Below are 18,108 nucleotides of genomic sequence, written 5' to 3' on the forward strand. Positions count from 1 at the left end.
TCTGAAATACAAAAAAGAAAAGGGACGAATTTCACAACTGTCCCTTTTCATCACTAACTAAAAAACTCAATCACTATGACGGTTAAGTATAACTTTTTAAACTGTCATACTAAATATTTTGGTGTTAGGCATTTTGCGCTGCAAATGCAAATCGAAAGCCATACAGATATTTCTAATAAAAGGTTTTCCTGCATCAGGGACTTCTATATGATTGCCTGCTATATGCAGTAAACCATCGTTTTGCATCTCCTGTAAGTGAGTTATTACTTCGTTTATTTTAGGAAATTGAAGTGCCTCATCATTCCAAGAGGTCTCAAACTGACACATTAGATTAAGAATGTGACGCCTGATAATCAAATCTTCTTTATTGAGAATATGCCCTTTACAAACAGGAATTTCATTCTTTTCAAGACGTGCATAATAGTCGTCTAAGTCTTTTTCATTCTGAGCAAAACCATACCAACTATCACTGATAGATGACATTCCTAAACCTATCATCACTTGAGTTTTAGAGGCGGTATACCCCATAAAATTACGATGTAATTGTTTGTTTTTGAATGCGTGATACATACTATCAGTAGGTAAAGCAAAGTGATCCATCCCTATTTCTATATAGCCTGCCTCAAGTAGATGCTGTTTACCCACTTCATACAATTGACGCTTCACTTCTCCTGTAGGTACATCTTCATCTTTAAAACCACGTTGCCCACTACCTTTTATCCAAGGTACATGTGCATAACTATAGAAAGCTATACGATCTGGACGAAGGGTATTACTCTTATCAATAGTAAAGAGTACATCGTCTAAGGTTTGAAACGGCAAACCAAAGATCAAATCGTGGCTTACAGAGGTATAGCCGATAGTTCTGGCTTGTTCGGTAACACGGTGTACATTTTCAAAAGGTTGAATGCGGTGAATGGCTTTTTGTACCTTAGGCGAATAATCTTGTACACCATAACTCACACGTTTGAAACCTAAATTGTAAAGTGTTTGTAAATGAGCTTCAGTGGTATTATTAGGATGCCCTTCAAAGCTAAACTCATAGCTTTTCACTCTATCAGCACGCTCAAAAATACCTTCTATCAATCGGCGTAATTGATAGGGTTGAAAAAAGGTAGGAGTACCACCTCCTAAATGTATCTCTTTAATACGAGGGCGTTCTTTCAAAAAATCAGTATACAATTGCCACTCTTTGAGTACTGCTTCTATATAAGGTATTTCCATTTCGTGACGTTTGGTAATACGCTTATGACAACCACAAAAAGTACAAAGGCTCTCACAAAAAGGTAAATGAATGTAGAGACTAATACCTTCAGTACTATTACTCTCAGAATATGATTTGGATAAACTCTCTAACCATTTTTCAGTGGAAAAAGTACTACTATCCCAATAAGGGACAGTAGGGTAGCTAGTATAGCGAGGACCTGCTACATTGTATTTTTGAATAAGAGATATTGGCATTTTTGTACAAAAAACGAGGCAAAGGTATAAAAAAAAGTGAAAAATGAAAAATGAAAAATGAAAAATAAATAGCATCAACAATATAATCTTCTGAAAACCAATACTTCATATAGATTTTTGTATTTCTCCAAAGAAGTTTCCAAACTCTTTTTCATATAAACTTTCATCCTTGCACAAATCATTGGCAGCATATTGCATTTTGGAAATAAATCCCGTACGCCTATCCATTTGATAGAGTATTGATGCTATTCCTTCAATAGTCTGATATTTTTCTAACCAATGTTCTGCTATGATATATTTGCTCAAATTCTGTGCTTTTTTACTTAACAAGAGTTGATGTTTTTGTAAAGAGTTGTAAAAACGTTGGGCATATTGTTCTAAAGATATAGTAGAATATTCTTTCCAATGTTTAGCAAGACAATAGTCGTAAAAAATATCTACCAGCACCCCTGCGTAATGGTTGTAAGTAGGCACCAATCGGTGTTTACTTTTCCGGAAAATGGCGTGTGCATCAGTGAAAGTATCTATTCTCCGATGTAATAAAATACCCCGTTGCATTGCTTCGGGGTATTGTAAGTATTCTTTGCCTCGTACGGTATCGGCGATAAAGTTGCCAATAGTGAGCAGTTCATTGCCTTCGCCTGAAAGGTAAATATGAGCCAAAAAATTCATTATAAATAATCTTTTACCTTAGAAAGTGCTTCGGTAATACCACTAGGGTTTTTACCTCCTGCGGTTGCAAAGAATGGCTGTCCGCCACCTCCTCCGTGAATGTATTTGCCCAGTTCTCGTACTATCTTACCAGCATCTAATCCTTTGGCTTGTGCCAATTCTTTATTGATATAGCATAACAAGAGTGCTTTACCTTCTTCGTGAGCTGAAGCAAAGAAAACAAAAGCATTTTTTACCTCACTACCTAATTCAAAAGCAAGGTCTTTAAGCGTTGCTACCTCAGCATCTACTTGTTTGATAAGACATTGAATACCATTAATTTCAGTAAATTCAGCTTTGAGATTAGCTTTGAGTTGTTTAGCTTGTTCTTTTTTCAGTTGTTCCAATTCTCTGTGCAAAGCCGCATTTTCTTCTTGTAAGTGCGTAATAGCTTTCACAGGGTCTTGTGTATTTTTAACTGTTTCTTTGATACGTTCTACCAGCTGTTCTTGTTCTGTAAAATACTTCATAGCTCCTCCACGGGTAATCGCTTCAATACGGCGAATACCTGCTGCTACTGCACCTTCTGAGATGATTTTGAAATACCAAATATCGCCTGTGTTCTTTACGTGAGTTCCTCCACAAAGCTCTTTGCTATCACCAAACTGAATCATACGGACACGGTCGCCGTACTTTTCACCAAAGAGTGCCATAGCGCCAGATTCTACCGCTTGTTGGATAGAAATATTTCGGTGTTCTTGCAAAGGAATTTTCTCAAAAATACGTTTGTTTACCAATTGTTCTACTTCTTTAAGTTCATCAGAAGTGAGTTTAGCAAAGTGAGAGAAGTCGAAGCGCAAAGCTTCAGGAGCTACACGTGAACCTTTTTGCTCTACGTGAGTACCTAATACTTCACGGAGGGCTTGGTGTAACAAGTGAGTTGCACTATGGTTAGCTTCTGCCATTTCACGTGCTACTGAATGTACTTCTGCTTTGAACGGGTCGTTGAGTTCTGTAGGAAGATGCTCGGCTATGTGAATGATGAGGTTGTTTTCTTTTTTAGTGTCTAAAATATAGATAAGTTCACCATTAGCAGCTTGTAATATACCTTTATCACCTACTTGCCCACCTCCTTCCGGATAGAAAGGAGTAGTGTTGAATACCAGCTGAAAATGAGTACCGTCTTTCTGACTTTCTACACGACGATATTTCACTAAACGCACTACAGCCTCTAAGGCGTCATACCCTATAAACTCTTCTTCATCGTCGTCACGAAGCACTACCCAATCATCAGTTTTTACTTGAGCAGCAGCACGCGAACGTTCTTTTTGCTTTTGTAATTGTACTTCAAACCCTTCTTCATCCATAGTGAGCCCTTTTTCAGAAAGAATGAGCGCAGTTAAATCTTTAGGAAAACCATAAGTATCATATAATTCAAAGGCTTTTCCACCCGATAGTTGCTTATCAGGGCTATTTTGAATCATCACATCAAGCATCAACAAACCTTGTTCAAGAGTACGCAAGAAAGAAGCCTCTTCTTCTTTTATAACACTCATAATCAGGAATTGCTGTTTCTCCAATTCGGGGAAAGTACCTCCCATTTGGTTAGAGAGTGTCTCTACTAATTTGTAGATAAACGGTTCTTTTTGGTTTAAGAAAGTAAAACCATAGCGAATAGCACGGCGCAAAATACGGCGTATCACATAACCAGCACCATTGTTAGAGGGCAACTGACCATCGGCTATGGCAAAAGCCACAGCCCTAATATGGTCTGAAATCACACGAATCGCAATATTTACTTGTTCTTGTTCAGGAGTCACACGGTCGCCTGAGGTATATCTACTTTGGGTAATCTCTTCCACTTTGTGAATGAGAGGGGTAAACACATCGGTATCGTAATTTGATTGTTTCTTCTGCAAAACCATACAGAGGCGTTCAAACCCCATACCTGTATCCACGTTGCGAGAAGGTAGTTTTTCGAGACTGCCGTCGGCTTTGCGGTTGAACTCCATAAACACATTATTCCAAATCTCAATTACCTGAGGGTGGTCGTTATTCACAAGGTCGCGACCTGGCACTTTGGCTTTTTCTTCATCTGAACGGATATCCACGTGAATTTCGGTACAAGGACCACAAGGACCTTGGTCTCCCATTTCCCAAAAGTTATCCTTCTTATTCCCAAGCAAGATATGATCTTCAGCAATCCGTTCTTTCCAAATATCGAATGCTTCTTGGTCAAAAGGCACACCGTCTTCTTCACTGCCTTCAAAAACGGTTACATAGAGGTTTTCTTTGGGAATTTTGTATATTTCGGTGAGCAATTCCCACGCCCAACTAATGGCTTCTCTTTTGAAGTAATCACCAAACGACCAATTGCCGAGCATCTCAAACATCGTGTGGTGATAGGTGTCGCGACCTACCTCTTCCAAATCGTTGTGCTTGCCCGATACACGCAAACATTTTTGAGTATCAGCCACACGTTTGTGTTTAGGTTTTGCGTGTCCTAAGAAAAACTCTTTAAACTGGTTCATACCTGCGTTAGTAAACATCAAGGTAGGGTCATTTTTGATTACCATAGGAGCTGAAGGAACAATGGTATGTCCTTTGCTTTCGAAGAATTTTAGGAATAGATTTCTTATTTCTTGTGAAGTCATATATTTTCGATTAACAGTTGATAATTAACTTTTTCAGGGCGCAAAAGTAACAATATTTTTTTCAATTAGCAAATTTGCTCATTTACTAATTATTCACTACTTTTGCCCTTATGATTCCAGAAAATATCCTACATACTTCTATAAGTCATCTACGCGGGGTGGGCACTCAGCGAGCTGAACTCCTGAAAACGGAACTCGGCATTTATGAGTATCAAGATTTGTTGAACCTCTTCCCCAATAGGTATATCGATCGAACTAAGTTCTACAAAATCAATGAGTTACAAAATAATAATGCTGAGGTACAACTTGTGGGTAAAATAGTAAATCTACGTACTGTAGAGTCAGCTCATCAAAAAGGCACCCGCCTTGTCGCTACCTTTGTAGACGAGACAGGGACTATGGAACTCGTGTGGTTCAAAGGGCTAAAATGGTTGCGTGATTCTCTAAAAATCAACGAGCCTTACGTTATTTTTGGCAAGTTGAATTTCTTTGGAGGAACTTTTTCTATGCCTCATCCCGAAATGGATTTACTCAGCGAGTTCAAAAAAACAGGACATAGCAGTATTCAGCCCGTTTATCCATCTACTGAAAAATTAGCTAAACGCAACATTACCAATAGAGTAATGCGCCAATTAGTACAAACCGTTTTTGAAGAAATAGGATATAATTTCACAGAGAATCTACCCGATACAATACTCACTGCTATGAATCTCATTTCTAAGCAAGAGGCGATGCGTAATATTCATTTTCCTACCAACCAATCCTTGCTTACCAAAGCCTCTATACGATTGAAATTTGAAGAACTCTTTTATATACAAGTACAATTAGTACGCAAAAATCTGTTACACAAACAGAAATTTCAAGGACAACCTTTCAAAAAAGTAGGTGATGCTTTTATGAACTTCTACAACCATCACCTCCCTTTTCCTCTCACCAATGCCCAAAAGCGAGTACTGAAAGAAATACGTGCTGATGTAGGCTCCAATGCCCAAATGAACCGTTTGTTACAAGGCGATGTTGGGTCTGGAAAAACAATTGTTGCTCTAATGACAATGCTTTTGGCAGTAGATAATCATTGTCAAGCTTGTTTAATGGCTCCTACCGAAATTCTCGCTAACCAGCATTACCAAACCATTAGTGAGTTGCTAAAAAACACTGGGGTAACCGTTGCTCTACTCACAGGCTCCTCTAAAACAAAAGAACGCAGAATATTAGATGAACAATTACAATCTGGTGAACTTTCTATTCTCATAGGCACTCACGCTCTATTAGAAGAGAAGGTACAATTTCAGAATTTAGGACTTGCTATTATTGATGAACAACACCGTTTTGGGGTAGAACAAAGAGCAAAACTATGGCGTAAAAATACTATTCCTCCCCATATTTTGGTAATGACAGCTACTCCCATTCCACGTACTTTAGCAATGAGCGTATATGGCGATTTAGATGTATCGGTAATTGATGAACTTCCTCCTGGGCGCAAACCTATCAAAACTTTACACCAATATGAAAACCGACGTGCAGAGACTTATGAATTTATCAAAAGAGAAATAGATAAAGGCAGGCAGGCTTATGTGGTATATCCTCTCATAGAAGAATCAGAAGCTTTAGATTTTAAAAATCTTACTGAAGGTTATGAGTATATCACAGCAAGTTTTCCATTACCAAAATACAAAGTATCGATTGTGCACGGGAAACTTAAACCTGCTGAAAAAGATGCTGAAATGGAGCGTTTCCTGCGCAATGAAACACAAATAATGGTAGCTACCACCGTAATAGAAGTAGGAGTAAATGTACCTAATGCTTCAGTAATGGTAATTGAAAGTGCCGAACGTTTTGGTCTTTCACAACTACACCAATTGCGCGGACGTGTAGGTCGTGGTAGTGAACAGAGTTATTGCATATTGCTCACAGGCAACAAAATGAGTAACGAAACTCGCATCCGTATGGAAACAATGGTACGCACTAATGATGGTTTTGAAATTGCTGAAGTAGATCTTAAACTGCGAGGTCCTGGCGACCTGATGGGAACTCAACAAAGTGGAGTGCTTGCCCTAAAAATAGCCGATCTCGTGAAAGACCAAGATATACTAAAAGCTGCTCGCTTTCAAGCTATCGACCTACTCAAAACTGACCCTAATTTAGAATTACCTCAAAACCAACGGGTTGCCTATACTCTTAATCAGTTACAACGACACAAGAATTTATGGACATATATTTCGTAATCCTACAAAATATATGAAAATATTCAGCATAAAAGAAACTACTGATAACTCATTTGAAGCACTAAAGAAATTCGAAAATAGTTTACCTTATTAAAAAGAAAATGAACAAAATAAAAATTTGGATAGGTACTTTTGAAGGTACTGATGAGGAGTTTCAATCTTATTTTGATGAAGATAATAACTGCCTTTTTTGTAAAGATATTAACGAAGAAGAATATGACCCCGACTTTATAGGTATCATTCCTTTATTTGATAGAGTTTTAGATGTAGAATTCTTAACAAAAGAAACACCTTTAGGAGCTAAAAGTAGAGCTTTATTGGTAGAAAAATGTAAAGAAATGAGTATTTATCAAGGGAATGCTGTTTTTTTCTATTCAGGAGATACTCGCGATATTGTAGAAGGTGAAATTTTTAACCAATTGGTATATGTAGGACAGTATGATTTGTAATAAGAAACCTATTAAAATAGAAGAAATTACAAGAGGAAATATTATATATCTTACAAAGGTAATTACTATAAAATTTTAGGAGAAGGATTGTTGTTATCAGCAAAAAAACATTTACAGTTATGTTATTTATCGCAATTCAATAGATAATACCCTCTCTTATATAGAACAAGAAGAAATATTACAAACTATTATAGATTATTTCTCTTACAAAGGACCACTAGTGTCCACTAAAAAATGATACTAATCAAAATTAAATAATAGCGGTTCGTTTGAACTATTTCGTTCTTTGTCATTATTGAATATAGTTTTGTCAAAAAGTTCTCTCAAAGGAGTTTTATCAGTCAACGAGATACTGAGTATCTGTAAGAGTTCATAAGTACTTCTCTTAAGTTTCATATCATGTTGTATGATAGCAACCAAACAGTAAGCTGATATAGCTGCATAGATTTGTATTCTTACAGCATTTTCTGTTGTTCCCCAGAATTTCTTAATTTTGAGATGTTGCTTGAGCCATTTAAAGAAAAGCTCAACTTGCCATCTGTTTTTATACAAATTTGCAATTTGTTGAGCCGTTAGATGTTTAGCATTGGTAAGATAGGTAAACTCTTTGTTTGACTCGTTATCCCAATAACGAATAAGCCTAAGAGATTCTGGATAGTATTGATGAGGATTGTATCCAGTCAATTCAATCTCTGCAGCAGACAATATGTTCTTAGGAAGTCGACATTTCCATTTAATACACTTATATTGAAGGTTTTTCTTGGATCTGATGACAAAGAAAGAGTCTAATGTTTTGATTTTATAGAGACGTTTGAAGTCGTTGTATCCTCTATCAAATACATAGTACGATCCTATCTCATAAGGAATTACATCCATAGCATTTACATCATTTACTTTGGCATTTGTAACATGAAAAAACGTTGGTGTTTGAGTCTCAATATCATAGAGGGTATGTATCTTGATGCCTCCCTTATATTTACGGAACTTAGCCCACCAAAATACATCTAAACATAAGTCTATAGTAGTTGAATCAAACGCATATATATTGCCTCCTAACTTGAAGATATCTACAGCTCGTTTACGTCTAGCTTCATTAACAAGGAAGTAAGCAAAATCCTCAAAGATATGATAGTCTCGGTTTTGATTTGCTTTTGCAAGATTACTCTTAGTTACATGTTTACCAAATCCAAGATGATAACTCTTTTTCTGATGAGCATTAATAGCTACTATCAGGTCACGAAGACTTTCACGATTACTAAGTTGACCAAACATGAGTGTAAGTAACTGATTCCAACAGCTGAAGAACTTGATATACTTATCACCCTCATACTTACGGACTAGATAATTAAAATGATTTCTGTTAAGAAATGAGACTAACTGAGCGAAAACAAATTTATCTTGATGCATATGCAGAATCTTATGATGCTCTGCAAAGGTATGAAATCAAATCCGTTGACTCAGAAATACTATATAACTAACTATATTTCAATTATTTCAAAGAACAATTATTAATTTTAAGTGGACAGCAGTGACAAAGGACAAAAAATAACAGTTGAATAGTGTAATGAATGTAGATAAATATACACCTTTTAAAGACTTTAGCTTCTATCTAATAGTAGCCCTCTTATTATTGCTCACTAGTTATATAACACTCTTTCCTTATCTGCTACAATATGAAGAAAGTAACCATCCCTCAAAAAGAGCAATCTTGAGCAATTCTATTTTTGAGATAGTTTTTTTCTCTTATAACTTCTTGGAAAAGATTACTATTTATGCTCTACCATTGGCTTTTATCACCTCTTTGTTTTCAATAGCAACATTACTATCAATTTTAACAAATCTGATAAAATATGTATACCATAAAAACAACTGATTTCTTTACAGATAAAGGCATAAATAAAGTCTTATATGATAAAACTCTTATTCAAACTATAGCCGATGTGTGGTCTGAAAACCAAAAAATTTTAGCTATCTACAATACTCATTACAAAATAGAATTTAGCTTTACTAAAAACAACATACTTCGTTATGTAATGATTGAAGAAATAACTCCTCAAGAGCAAAAACAGCCCTTTCAATGTGAATTTATTGACGATATAGATATTTTTAAAAAGAGTTTAAACGATATTAAAACACTTTTTAAACGAACTACTACTGATAACAACATTACTATAGACAAAGTCCTTATCCATTTTGAAGATGAAAAAGTAGATAGCTTGTACTATTTCCCTTATTCTGCAAGTACAACAAACACTGAAATTAGAACAACAGATGCACCACTGTAGGAGCTAATACAGCTGTAAAAATACCATTGAATATCATCCCTAAACTTGCGTATACAGCATATTTTTCACTGAGGTTAAACGCTGCCATTATACCCAGCGCGTGAGAAGCTGTACCTAAAGAAATTCCTTTTGCCATCGGACTCTTGATACGAAACCAATTGAGAAAAGTAATTCCAAAAATATTCCCCAAAAAGCCCGTAGTCATCACTGCCATCACGGTGATAGGCTCAATGCCGTGGAGCACACGCGATACTTCTAATGCAATAGGAGTTGTTACCGATTTTGGTGCTAAAGAAATAGCAATATCATTGGATAGTCCTAACCATTTAGCTGTTAAACATACTGTTATAATCCCCACTAAACTACCTGCAAACTGAGAAACTACTAACGGGATAAGTTGTTTTCTTATCTTAGAAAGTTGAAGATAAAGAGGTACCCCTAAGGCTACAATAGAAGGTTTGAGCCAAAAATCAATATACTGTCCAGCTTCTTCATATTTTTCAGGAGATATTTTAAAGATGATAAGATATGAAACTAATACTAAAACAGTAATGAGTACAGGGTTTAAGAATACTGAATTATATTTTTTTTGTAATAGCAATACCCCATAATAAAGGATAAAGGTAATACCTAATAAAACTACTTGATTTTCTGCGAGTGCTTTCATTTTATTTAAGACGTTTACGGAAAAATTGATATACGTGACCAGTAACTACAATCACTACTATAGTACTGATAATAATAGAAATAAAAATAGCTAAAAAGTTTTCACCTATCTGCTTGAAATAAGCCATAATACCTATGCTAGGAGGAACAAAAAAGAGACCTAAATTGGAAATTAGCAAATCGGAGAGAGCTTTAATCGATTGCAGTTTTATCCATCCGAGTTGTAAAAATAAGGTAAGAAAAAGCATTCCGATGATACTAGAAGGAAAAGGAATATGTGTAAGAGCTACAATCAATTCACCTATACCCAAACAGCCAAAAATAATAGCAAAATAACGTATTAACATAACTTGTTTCCATTAAAAAACGGTGGCAAAATTACAACTTCTTTTTTTAATGTGAATAAAAAAATGTAAAAAATTTGCATTATATACATTTTTATTACTACATTTGCAAGATTTTAAAAAGTGACTTATGAGCAATAACTACGACAAACCCCTTTTTTTAGAACAAGCTAACAACAGTTTAGCTGAAAGAGGAAGCGATCAATCTCTTCCTGCTTATGGACTCCCTGATGACGACAAGCCTAAAGGAGGCGGTGTTTTATCAAAAATACTCATCGCTATATTGGCTATTGCAACTGGTGGTTTAGGATATTACACCTATTCTCTCAATAAAGATAGACAAATTACTGAAAATGAGCTCACCTCACAAAAAAAACAAGTGATGAGTGATTTAAAATTACTGAGAGATAGCTACGACAAAGTTGTAATTGAAAACAAAGATGTAAAAGAAGATTTATTGCAAGCGCGCAATAAAATTGACCAATACATCGACTCTTTACAAAATATGAAAGTGAGTATCTCTTCTTTAGCTCGCTTCAAAAATCAAGCTTTCACTTTAGCTAAAGAACGCGACCTTTTGATAAGAAAGAATGACTCTTTAATGCGTGTGAACTCGGCTATCAAAAAAGATTTGGATAGTGTAAGCGTGAAATTAGATTTAGCAAGTGCTAAAGTAGACTCTCTCGCTCGTCAAACTAATCAACTTAAAAAGGTAGTGGAAACAGGGTCTGCTTTGCAAATTGGCAAACTCATTGCTGAAGCAGTGAAAGGCTCTAAAAATAAAACTACCGATAGAGGTAGAGCTGCCGATAAACTGAAAATATGCTTTACTGTAGGTGCTAATAAAATTGCTAAATCGGGATCAAGATACTTCTACATACAAGTAAATTCACCCTCTGGAACTATTTTAGGTAGCAATGAGAGTTTCTCTTCTGGATCAGAAAGTGTGAACTATAGCACTGCTACTCACTTTATTTACGACAACAAAAGTGTAGATATTTGTGACTTTATTGCCAAAGTAGGTAAAGAGTTTGAAAAAGGTACTTATAAAGTAACTGTTTACGACGATAAACTCAACCAAGTAGGTACTACTGATTTACTTCTGAAATAATACAACCTTTTATAAATTATGAAAACTATTAGTTTCTTTATATCATTACTAATTGGATTATTTCTTTATGCACAACCTCAAGATGTTTCAGTAGTGTTTCACGAACCTGCTAAACATTTTATCGAAAGTTTACCTATTGGCAACGGGCGCTTAGGAGCTATGCTTTTTGGCAAAACTGATATTGATAGAATTGTACTCAATGAAATCTCACTCTGGTCTGGAGGAACACAGGATGCTGATGATCCTGATGCTCATATACATCTAAAAACCATACAACAATTTCTATTAGACGGTAAAAATTTAGAAGCTCAATCCCTTTTGCAAAAACACTTTATCGCTAAAGGAAAAGGTTCTTGTAACGGTAATGGGGCAAATGGCAACTATGGTTGTTACCAAATATTAGGCGAGTTACAATTAGATTGGAAAACTAACCTCCCTATAGAAAACTATCAACGCATTCTTCGTTTAGACCAAGCTACTGCTTTTACTTCATTCAAGCGGGGTGATAACCATATTCAACAAATTGCTTTTGCTGATTTTAAAAATGACCTTATCTGGATAAGAATTACAGCTTCTCAGCCCTTAGATATGGATATTTTTCTAAATCGCAAAGAGAATGCTACAACATCTTATAAATCAAATAAAATCATACTCTCAGGTGCCCTCCCTAATAATGATATACAAGGAATGCAATTTGCTTCAGTAATAGATATTCAAACAGATGGAAATCTTCAAAATACAGCCTCTGCTACCTCTGTACAAAAAGCCAAAGAAATAGTATTTAAAATAAGTGCTGCAACCAATTATGATTTTACTAAAGGAGGGCTTACACAAGATGATGTACTACAAAAAGCTAATAATTATCTACAAAAAACAACCATTCCTTTTGATAATGCTATTATAGAAAGCCAAAAGGCTTATCAAGTACTTTTTAATCGTAATCGCTGGTATAGTGATGCTAATACTGACACAAGCTCCTTCAGCACTTTTGAGCGATTACAGCGATTTTACAAAGGTAAAAAAGATGCTTTACTACCTATATTGTATTACAATTTTGGTAGATATTTACTCATCTCTTCCTCTCGTGAAGGTCTCTTACCCGCTAATTTACAAGGCTTATGGGCTGAAGAGTACCAAACCCCTTGGAATGGCGATTACCATTTGAATATCAATCTACAAATGAACTATTGGTTAGCTGAAAGCACTAATCTTTCTGAACTCACAACACCTTTACATCAGTTTACTAAAAACTTAGTTGCTAACGGACGCAAAACTGCAAAAGCTTATTACGATGCTAAGGGCTGGGTGGCACACGTGATTAGCAACCCTTGGTTTTACACCTCCCCAGGTGAATCGGCTGAATGGGGTTCTACACTTACCGGAGGTGCGTGGCTATGTGAGCACATCTGGCAACATTACCTCTACACCCTCAACACTGATTTTTTAAAAGAATATTATCCCGTACTAAAAGAAGCAGCCGATTTTTTCCAAAGTTTGTTAATCAAAGACCCTAAAACAGGCTACTGGGTAACAGCTCCCTCTAACTCACCCGAAAATGCCTATATAATGCCCCAGCTAAAAGATGGCAAAAAGCAAATAGGTAACACTTGTATTGCCCCTACTATGGATATGCAAATAGTGCGAGAACTCTTTAGTAACACTCTACAAGCTGCCAAAATATTAGGTGTCGATAGTGATCTTTACTCTCAATGGCAAGAAATTATAACACATACTGTCCCTAATCGCATCGGTAGGAAAGGAGACCTCAACGAATGGTTAGATGATTGGAAAGACGCTGAACCCAATCATCGCCACGTATCACATCTCTATGGACTATACCCTTACGACGAGATTACCCCTTGGGATACACCAGCTTTAGCTAAAGCTGCTAAAAAAACACTCAAAATGCGAGGAGATAGAGGTACTGGTTGGTCACGTGCGTGGAAGATAAATTTCTGGGCGCGATTACAGGACGGCAATCACGCTCTAGTGTTATTACGACAATTGTTACATCCTGTAGATCCCAATAGTACCAGCGGACAAAATGGAGGTACTTACCCTAATCTCTTTTGTGCTCACCCTCCTTTTCAAATAGATGGCAATTTAGGAGGAGCAGCGGGTATTGCTGAGATGCTTTTGCAAAGTCACGGAAAGAATTATACCATTCGTTTTTTGCCAGCACTCCCGTCCCACCCCGATTGGGAAAAAGGTACTGTGGAAGGAATGAAAGCTCGCAATGGTTTTGAAGTGAGTTTTAATTGGAAAAAACACCGCTTAAAAACAGCTACTATCACCTCTCTCTATGGCGCTGATTGCAGTGTTTTACTTCCTGCAGGTAAAAGCATTTACTACAAACAAACTTTATTAATCCCCTCTAAAAAGAAATCACAAGTAGTGAGTTTCCCTACTGAAAAAGGTGCTACTTATAGTATTCTATAAAGCAAAAAAGGCTGTACAGCAATCCGCTATACAGCCTTTTTTGCAAACAAATTAATATGTTATGCTTCGCAACTACTACAGTTCACAAAGTTCATTATCATCTCTTTAGCTACTGATTGACTGCGTTGGTAGTACAAGCTTTTTACTCCTAACTTCCACGCTTCTATCATCACTTTATTCACATCTTTGATAGGCATCACCGATGGAATATTTAAGTTCAAACTCTGTGTTTGATCTATATACGCTTGGCGCTGTGCAGCCTGCGATATAATTTCCATAGGAGATATTTCTTTAAAAGTTTTAAACACGTTCTTCTCTTGTTGTGTAAGTTCTTGCAAGTGTTGTACCGAACCATTATTCAAACGAATGGAACGCCATACATCCTCGTTGTTAAGTCCTTTTTCTTCTAACAGTTGAGTGAGGTATTTGTTTTTGCGCATAAAGTTTCCTTTGGAAAGACCTACCTTATAGTAATTACTTGAATAAGGTTCAATACCAGGGGAAACTTGCCCTAAAATAGCTGAACTAGAAGTGGTAGGAGCAATTGCCATAGTAGTGGTATTACGTCTGCCATAACCTTTTAGCACTTCAGGTTCTCCGTAAATATGCGCCAATTCTTTAGTTGCTTTTTCTGCTTCCTCACGAATATATTTAAAAGCACGCGCATTGAATTGAGTAGCTTCAAAACTTTCAAAAGGTATCATATTGCGTTGCAAATATGAGTGATAACCTAATACTCCTAAGCCTAAAGCACGGTGGCGAATAGCAAAGTTGCGCGCTGCCTGCAAATAGTAATTCCCTTTTGTTTTCTCTATAAATTCTGAAAGTACAGCATCTAAGAAGAAAACTGCCAATTTCACTGCTTTAGTATCTTTCCACTCATCAAAAAGTTCTAAGTTCATTGATGAAAGACAACAGATAAACGATTCATCTTCACTTGAAGGCAGCATAATCTCACTACACAAATTACTTGAGCGGATAATCATATCTTTATCTTTGTACACCTGAGGGCGATTGCGATTAGCATTATCTGTAAAGATAATATAAGGCAAACCTTTTTGTTGGCGAGATTCTAATACCCGAGCCCACAAACGGCGTTTTTCTACATCTCCATCTATCATCTCCTGCATCCAATAATCAGGTACACAAATCCCGAAGAAAAGGTTTTGAATAGGGAACTCTACATCTTTAATCTGCAAAAACTCTTCAGCATCGGGGTGGTCGATATCGAGATAAGCCGCAAAAGCACCGCGTCTTACCCCTCCTTGTGACACCACATCCATAGCCGAGTCGAACAATTTCATAAAACTCACTGCTCCGCTTGATTTACCATTATCGGTAACTGCCGAACCGCGACTGCGCAATTCACCAAAATAACCAGAAGTCCCCCCTCCTATTTTGGTTTGCATAATCACCTCGCCGAGTTTGTGAGTAATTCCCTCAATGCTATCAGGCACGTGCACATTAAAGCACGAAATAGGTAAGCCGCGCTCAGTACCCATATTTGCCCAAATAGGAGATGAGAAACTAATCCAACCTTTGGTGATCATCTCTTTAAAAGCTGGTTGTAATTCAGGTTTGTACAAACGTTGTGCAGCGGCGCGTGTGATACGATCTATTGCTCCCTCCACACTCTCACCTTTTAATAAATAGCCTCTATTGAGGATTTGTTCAGACTCTTCGTTGAGCCACCAAATATCTTTTTCTTCGTTCATAACTTTTTATTTTCGGGCTGCAAAGTAACGGCTTTCTATTCGATTTTCACACCCTCTAACGAATAAGTTATTAACAAAGTTTTCAACAATCCATAAAAATCAGTGATTTTGAGTTGGGTATTTCAATTGAATGCTATACCTTTGCAGTCTCATTCTCACAAATATGAAAATAATCACTCTTACCACCGATTTTGGATTGCACGATTATTCAGTTGCTGCTGTGAAGGGCGCTCTCTACAGCAAGTGCCCTGATGCCACTATTGTAGATATTTCTCATTTCATCTCTCCTTTCAACATCTTAGAAACTTTTTATATCCTCCAAAATAGTTACATACACTTCCCTGAGGGCAGTATTCACATCATAGGGGTAGATACTGAACGCTCTGTTTCAAAAAAACACCTATTAATGTCACTCAACGGGCATTACTTTATAGGTGCTGATAATGGCATTTTCCACCTCCTTTCTGAAAATTATACTAATGTAGCATTGTATGAGTTTAATACCCAACCTCCTACCCCTCTTTTTTCTACACTTTATAGTTTTACTTCAATAGCCGAACAAATTTGCAAAAACACTCCTCTTAACCAAATAGGTACTCCTATTGAAAAGTGTAATCCTGTATCATATTTCAGGCCAGAAGTATCTACCGATGAAGCTTTCATTCACGGAATAATTATCTATATAGATCATTATGGTAATGCTGTGAGTAATATTTCGCGTTCTCTTTTTGAGGAAACAAGAAAAGGACGCAAATTTGAAGTTATATTCAACTTGTATTCTTTTAAAAAAGTATACAACAGCTACAGCGAAATGAACGATGATGGCAATATGATGATTCTCTTCAACGAATTGAATTTTCTACAATGTAGTATTTACAAAAGCGATACTCGTTCAGTAGGAGGAGCATCTTCTTTATTAGGTATCAATTGCCTTGATAGAGTAATTGTTCAATTCAAATAAAAAATATTTTTGGAAACTTTTTTTGTTTATTAAGTTTTTTATCGTACCTTTGCCCCCGATTTAGAACACTTAATATATTATTGTAAGAAAAATGAAAAAAGTAATTACTATAGTTGTAATAGTAGCCCTTATGGGATTAATGGCTTTCCGCCTATATTCTAACAAGCAAAAGAATGCTGAAGAAGTGGCTATCGTTGCCCAAAAAGAAGCCCAAGTAGCCGTACGTGCTGCCAAGGTAACAGAAGAAAAAGTAGCTGACCTTTTTACGTCCAATGGTACTTTTGTAGCTGAACAAGACCTAAATGTCTCTTCAGAAATGGGGGGGCAAGTAATAAAAATCTTCGTAAAAGAGGGTGATTTTGTGAGAGCAGGACAAGTATTGGCACAAACAAAAGCTGACAGAACTAATGTGCAGTTAGACAACGCTAAAGCAGCACTCGAAACAGCAAAATCGGACTTGAAACGCTTTGAAAGTGCTTTCCAAACGGGAGGTGTTACTGCTCAACAATTAGAGCAAGCGCGCTTGCAACTCAAAAATGCTCAAGCTAATTACAACTCAGCTGCTATTGCCTCAGGAGATACTGCAATCCGCAGTAAAATCAACGGGATTGTAACCAGCAAAGAAGTAGAAGAAGGAACGCTTGTAGCAGCAGGACAAACCCTCTTCAACGTGGTAAATATTGACAATCTGAAATTGAAAATTACGGTAGACGAAAATCAAGTAGGAGAACTAAAAGTGGGGGATGTTGTTAAAATTAAACCCAGCACTTCTTCTGAATTAGTAGAGGGAAAAATTACTTTTATTGCTCCCAAATCTAACAGTGCTCTCAAATTTCCTGTAGAAATATTAGTAGCTAACAAAGATAAAAAGCTAAAAGCGGGAATGTATGCGACTGCACAGTTTGGCAGTGGTAATGATGAGGTTACAGCTCTTGTGGTACCTCATTCTGCTTTCGTGGGTAGTATTAGCCAAAACAAAATTTTCAAAATTGTAAACAACAAAGCTGAAATGGTAAACGTGAAAAGTGGTCGTAACTTTGGTGATAAGGTAGAAATCATCAGCGGACTTACTGTTGGTGAAGAAGTGATTACCAGCGGTCAAATTAATATAGATAACGGAACACCTGTGAAAATAGTAGAGTAACTT

Annotated in this window: 14 protein-coding genes; 7 read left to right on the forward strand and 7 right to left on the reverse strand. The window is 36.5% G+C overall.

Annotation, left to right across the window (positions count from 1 at the left end; all coding sequences use genetic code 11):
* Window positions 1-96 precede the first annotated feature (96 nt).
* From hemN to alaS, 3 genes are all read right to left on the reverse strand, one after another.
* On the reverse strand, window positions 97-1,461 hold the full coding sequence (hemN, locus tag JMN12_RS03475) for an oxygen-independent coproporphyrinogen III oxidase (RefSeq protein WP_203137157.1): 1,365 nt from the start codon (window positions 1,459-1,461) through the stop codon (window positions 97-99).
* A gap of 105 nt (window positions 1,462-1,566) precedes the next feature.
* The gene (locus JMN12_RS03480; protein ID WP_203137159.1) at window positions 1,567-2,133 is read right to left on the reverse strand and encodes an ACP phosphodiesterase; all 567 of its coding nucleotides are present in this window, start codon (window positions 2,131-2,133) and stop codon (window positions 1,567-1,569) included.
* Window positions 2,133-4,766: an alanine--tRNA ligase gene (gene alaS / locus JMN12_RS03485; RefSeq protein WP_203137161.1), complete on the reverse strand. Its 2,634-nt coding sequence runs from the start codon at window positions 4,764-4,766 to the stop codon at window positions 2,133-2,135. The genes JMN12_RS03480 and alaS overlap by 1 nt, the downstream gene beginning before the upstream one ends.
* Before the next feature lie 110 nt (window positions 4,767-4,876).
* Here alaS and recG point away from each other — a divergent pair, with 110 nt between their 5' ends.
* Together recG and JMN12_RS03495 are read left to right on the forward strand one after the other, a co-directional pair.
* The gene (gene recG, locus JMN12_RS03490) at window positions 4,877-6,991 is read left to right on the forward strand and encodes an ATP-dependent DNA helicase RecG (RefSeq protein WP_203137163.1); all 2,115 of its coding nucleotides are present in this window, start codon (window positions 4,877-4,879) and stop codon (window positions 6,989-6,991) included.
* A 101-nt stretch (window positions 6,992-7,092) separates the two neighbouring features.
* Window positions 7,093-7,440, forward strand: coding sequence for an immunity 22 family protein (locus tag JMN12_RS03495; protein WP_203137173.1), 348 nt, complete (start codon window positions 7,093-7,095; stop codon window positions 7,438-7,440).
* A gap of 240 nt (window positions 7,441-7,680) precedes the next feature.
* Here the strand turns inward: JMN12_RS03495 and JMN12_RS03500 are convergent, their stop codons facing one another.
* The gene (locus JMN12_RS03500; RefSeq protein WP_203137175.1) at window positions 7,681-8,847 is read right to left on the reverse strand and encodes an IS4 family transposase; all 1,167 of its coding nucleotides are present in this window, start codon (window positions 8,845-8,847) and stop codon (window positions 7,681-7,683) included.
* Between the two features lie 443 nt (window positions 8,848-9,290).
* On the opposite strand from JMN12_RS03500, the gene JMN12_RS03505 reads away from it, so the two are divergent.
* Window positions 9,291-9,725, forward strand: coding sequence for a hypothetical protein (locus JMN12_RS03505; protein ID WP_203137177.1), 435 nt, complete (start codon window positions 9,291-9,293; stop codon window positions 9,723-9,725).
* Here the strand turns inward: JMN12_RS03505 and JMN12_RS03510 are convergent.
* Both JMN12_RS03510 and JMN12_RS03515 read right to left on the reverse strand, forming a co-directional pair.
* A complete protein-coding gene (locus JMN12_RS03510) occupies window positions 9,700-10,392 on the reverse strand; it encodes an LrgB family protein (protein ID WP_009412115.1) in 693 nt (230 codons plus the stop codon). The genes JMN12_RS03505 and JMN12_RS03510 overlap by 26 nt on opposite strands.
* Window position 10,393: 1 nt before the next feature.
* Window positions 10,394-10,738, reverse strand: coding sequence for a CidA/LrgA family protein (locus JMN12_RS03515; RefSeq protein ID WP_009412116.1), 345 nt, complete (start codon window positions 10,736-10,738; stop codon window positions 10,394-10,396).
* Between the two features lie 127 nt (window positions 10,739-10,865).
* On the opposite strand from JMN12_RS03515, the gene JMN12_RS03520 reads away from it, so the two are divergent.
* Entirely contained in the window at window positions 10,866-11,846 is a 981-nt protein-coding gene (locus JMN12_RS03520) for a hypothetical protein (protein ID WP_009412117.1), read from the forward strand.
* Between the two features lie 18 nt (window positions 11,847-11,864).
* The gene (locus JMN12_RS03525; RefSeq protein WP_203137179.1) at window positions 11,865-14,285 is read left to right on the forward strand and encodes a glycosyl hydrolase family 95 catalytic domain-containing protein; all 2,421 of its coding nucleotides are present in this window, start codon (window positions 11,865-11,867) and stop codon (window positions 14,283-14,285) included.
* Window positions 14,286-14,344: 59 nt separating this feature from the next.
* Here JMN12_RS03525 and JMN12_RS03530 read toward each other — a convergent pair whose 3' ends face one another.
* Window positions 14,345-16,000 carry a ribonucleoside-diphosphate reductase subunit alpha gene (locus JMN12_RS03530; protein ID WP_002681210.1) on the reverse strand — a complete coding sequence of 552 codons (1,656 nt, stop codon included), beginning with the start codon at window positions 15,998-16,000 and terminating at the stop codon, window positions 14,345-14,347.
* Window positions 16,001-16,163: 163 nt separating this feature from the next.
* Here JMN12_RS03530 and JMN12_RS03535 point away from each other — a divergent pair, with 163 nt between their 5' ends.
* Together JMN12_RS03535 and JMN12_RS03540 are read left to right on the forward strand one after the other, a co-directional pair.
* The gene (locus tag JMN12_RS03535; protein WP_009412119.1) at window positions 16,164-16,961 is read left to right on the forward strand and encodes an S-adenosyl-l-methionine hydroxide adenosyltransferase family protein; all 798 of its coding nucleotides are present in this window, start codon (window positions 16,164-16,166) and stop codon (window positions 16,959-16,961) included.
* 91 nt (window positions 16,962-17,052) lie between these two features.
* On the forward strand, window positions 17,053-18,105 hold the full coding sequence (locus JMN12_RS03540; RefSeq protein WP_203137181.1) for an efflux RND transporter periplasmic adaptor subunit: 1,053 nt from the start codon (window positions 17,053-17,055) through the stop codon (window positions 18,103-18,105).
* Window positions 18,106-18,108: the final 3 nt, after the last annotated feature.

Origin of the sequence: Capnocytophaga genosp. AHN8471, assembly GCF_016806945.1 — a bacterium.
Taxonomy (GTDB): domain Bacteria; phylum Bacteroidota; class Bacteroidia; order Flavobacteriales; family Flavobacteriaceae; genus Capnocytophaga; species Capnocytophaga periodontitidis.

Bases quoted from the DNA above. Each gene is read 5' to 3' on its own strand.
- hemN (WP_203137157.1), bottom strand. From the start codon at position 1,461: ATGCCAATATCTCTTATTCAAAAATACAATGTAGCAGGTCCTCGCTAT.
- JMN12_RS03480 (WP_203137159.1), bottom strand. From the start codon at position 2,133: ATGAATTTTTTGGCTCATATTTACCTTTCAGGCGAAGGCAATGAACTG.
- alaS (WP_203137161.1), bottom strand. From the start codon at position 4,766: ATGACTTCACAAGAAATAAGAAATCTATTCCTAAAATTCTTCGAAAGC.
- recG (WP_203137163.1), top strand. From the start codon at position 4,877: ATGATTCCAGAAAATATCCTACATACTTCTATAAGTCATCTACGCGGG.
- JMN12_RS03495 (WP_203137173.1), top strand. From the start codon at position 7,093: ATGAACAAAATAAAAATTTGGATAGGTACTTTTGAAGGTACTGATGAG.
- JMN12_RS03500 (WP_203137175.1), bottom strand. From the start codon at position 8,847: ATGCATCAAGATAAATTTGTTTTCGCTCAGTTAGTCTCATTTCTTAAC.
- JMN12_RS03505 (WP_203137177.1), top strand. From the start codon at position 9,291: ATGTATACCATAAAAACAACTGATTTCTTTACAGATAAAGGCATAAAT.
- JMN12_RS03510 (WP_009412115.1), bottom strand. From the start codon at position 10,392: ATGAAAGCACTCGCAGAAAATCAAGTAGTTTTATTAGGTATTACCTTT.
- JMN12_RS03515 (WP_009412116.1), bottom strand. From the start codon at position 10,738: ATGTTAATACGTTATTTTGCTATTATTTTTGGCTGTTTGGGTATAGGT.
- JMN12_RS03520 (WP_009412117.1), top strand. From the start codon at position 10,866: ATGAGCAATAACTACGACAAACCCCTTTTTTTAGAACAAGCTAACAAC.
- JMN12_RS03525 (WP_203137179.1), top strand. From the start codon at position 11,865: ATGAAAACTATTAGTTTCTTTATATCATTACTAATTGGATTATTTCTT.
- JMN12_RS03530 (WP_002681210.1), bottom strand. From the start codon at position 16,000: ATGAACGAAGAAAAAGATATTTGGTGGCTCAACGAAGAGTCTGAACAA.
- JMN12_RS03535 (WP_009412119.1), top strand. From the start codon at position 16,164: ATGAAAATAATCACTCTTACCACCGATTTTGGATTGCACGATTATTCA.
- JMN12_RS03540 (WP_203137181.1), top strand. From the start codon at position 17,053: ATGAAAAAAGTAATTACTATAGTTGTAATAGTAGCCCTTATGGGATTA.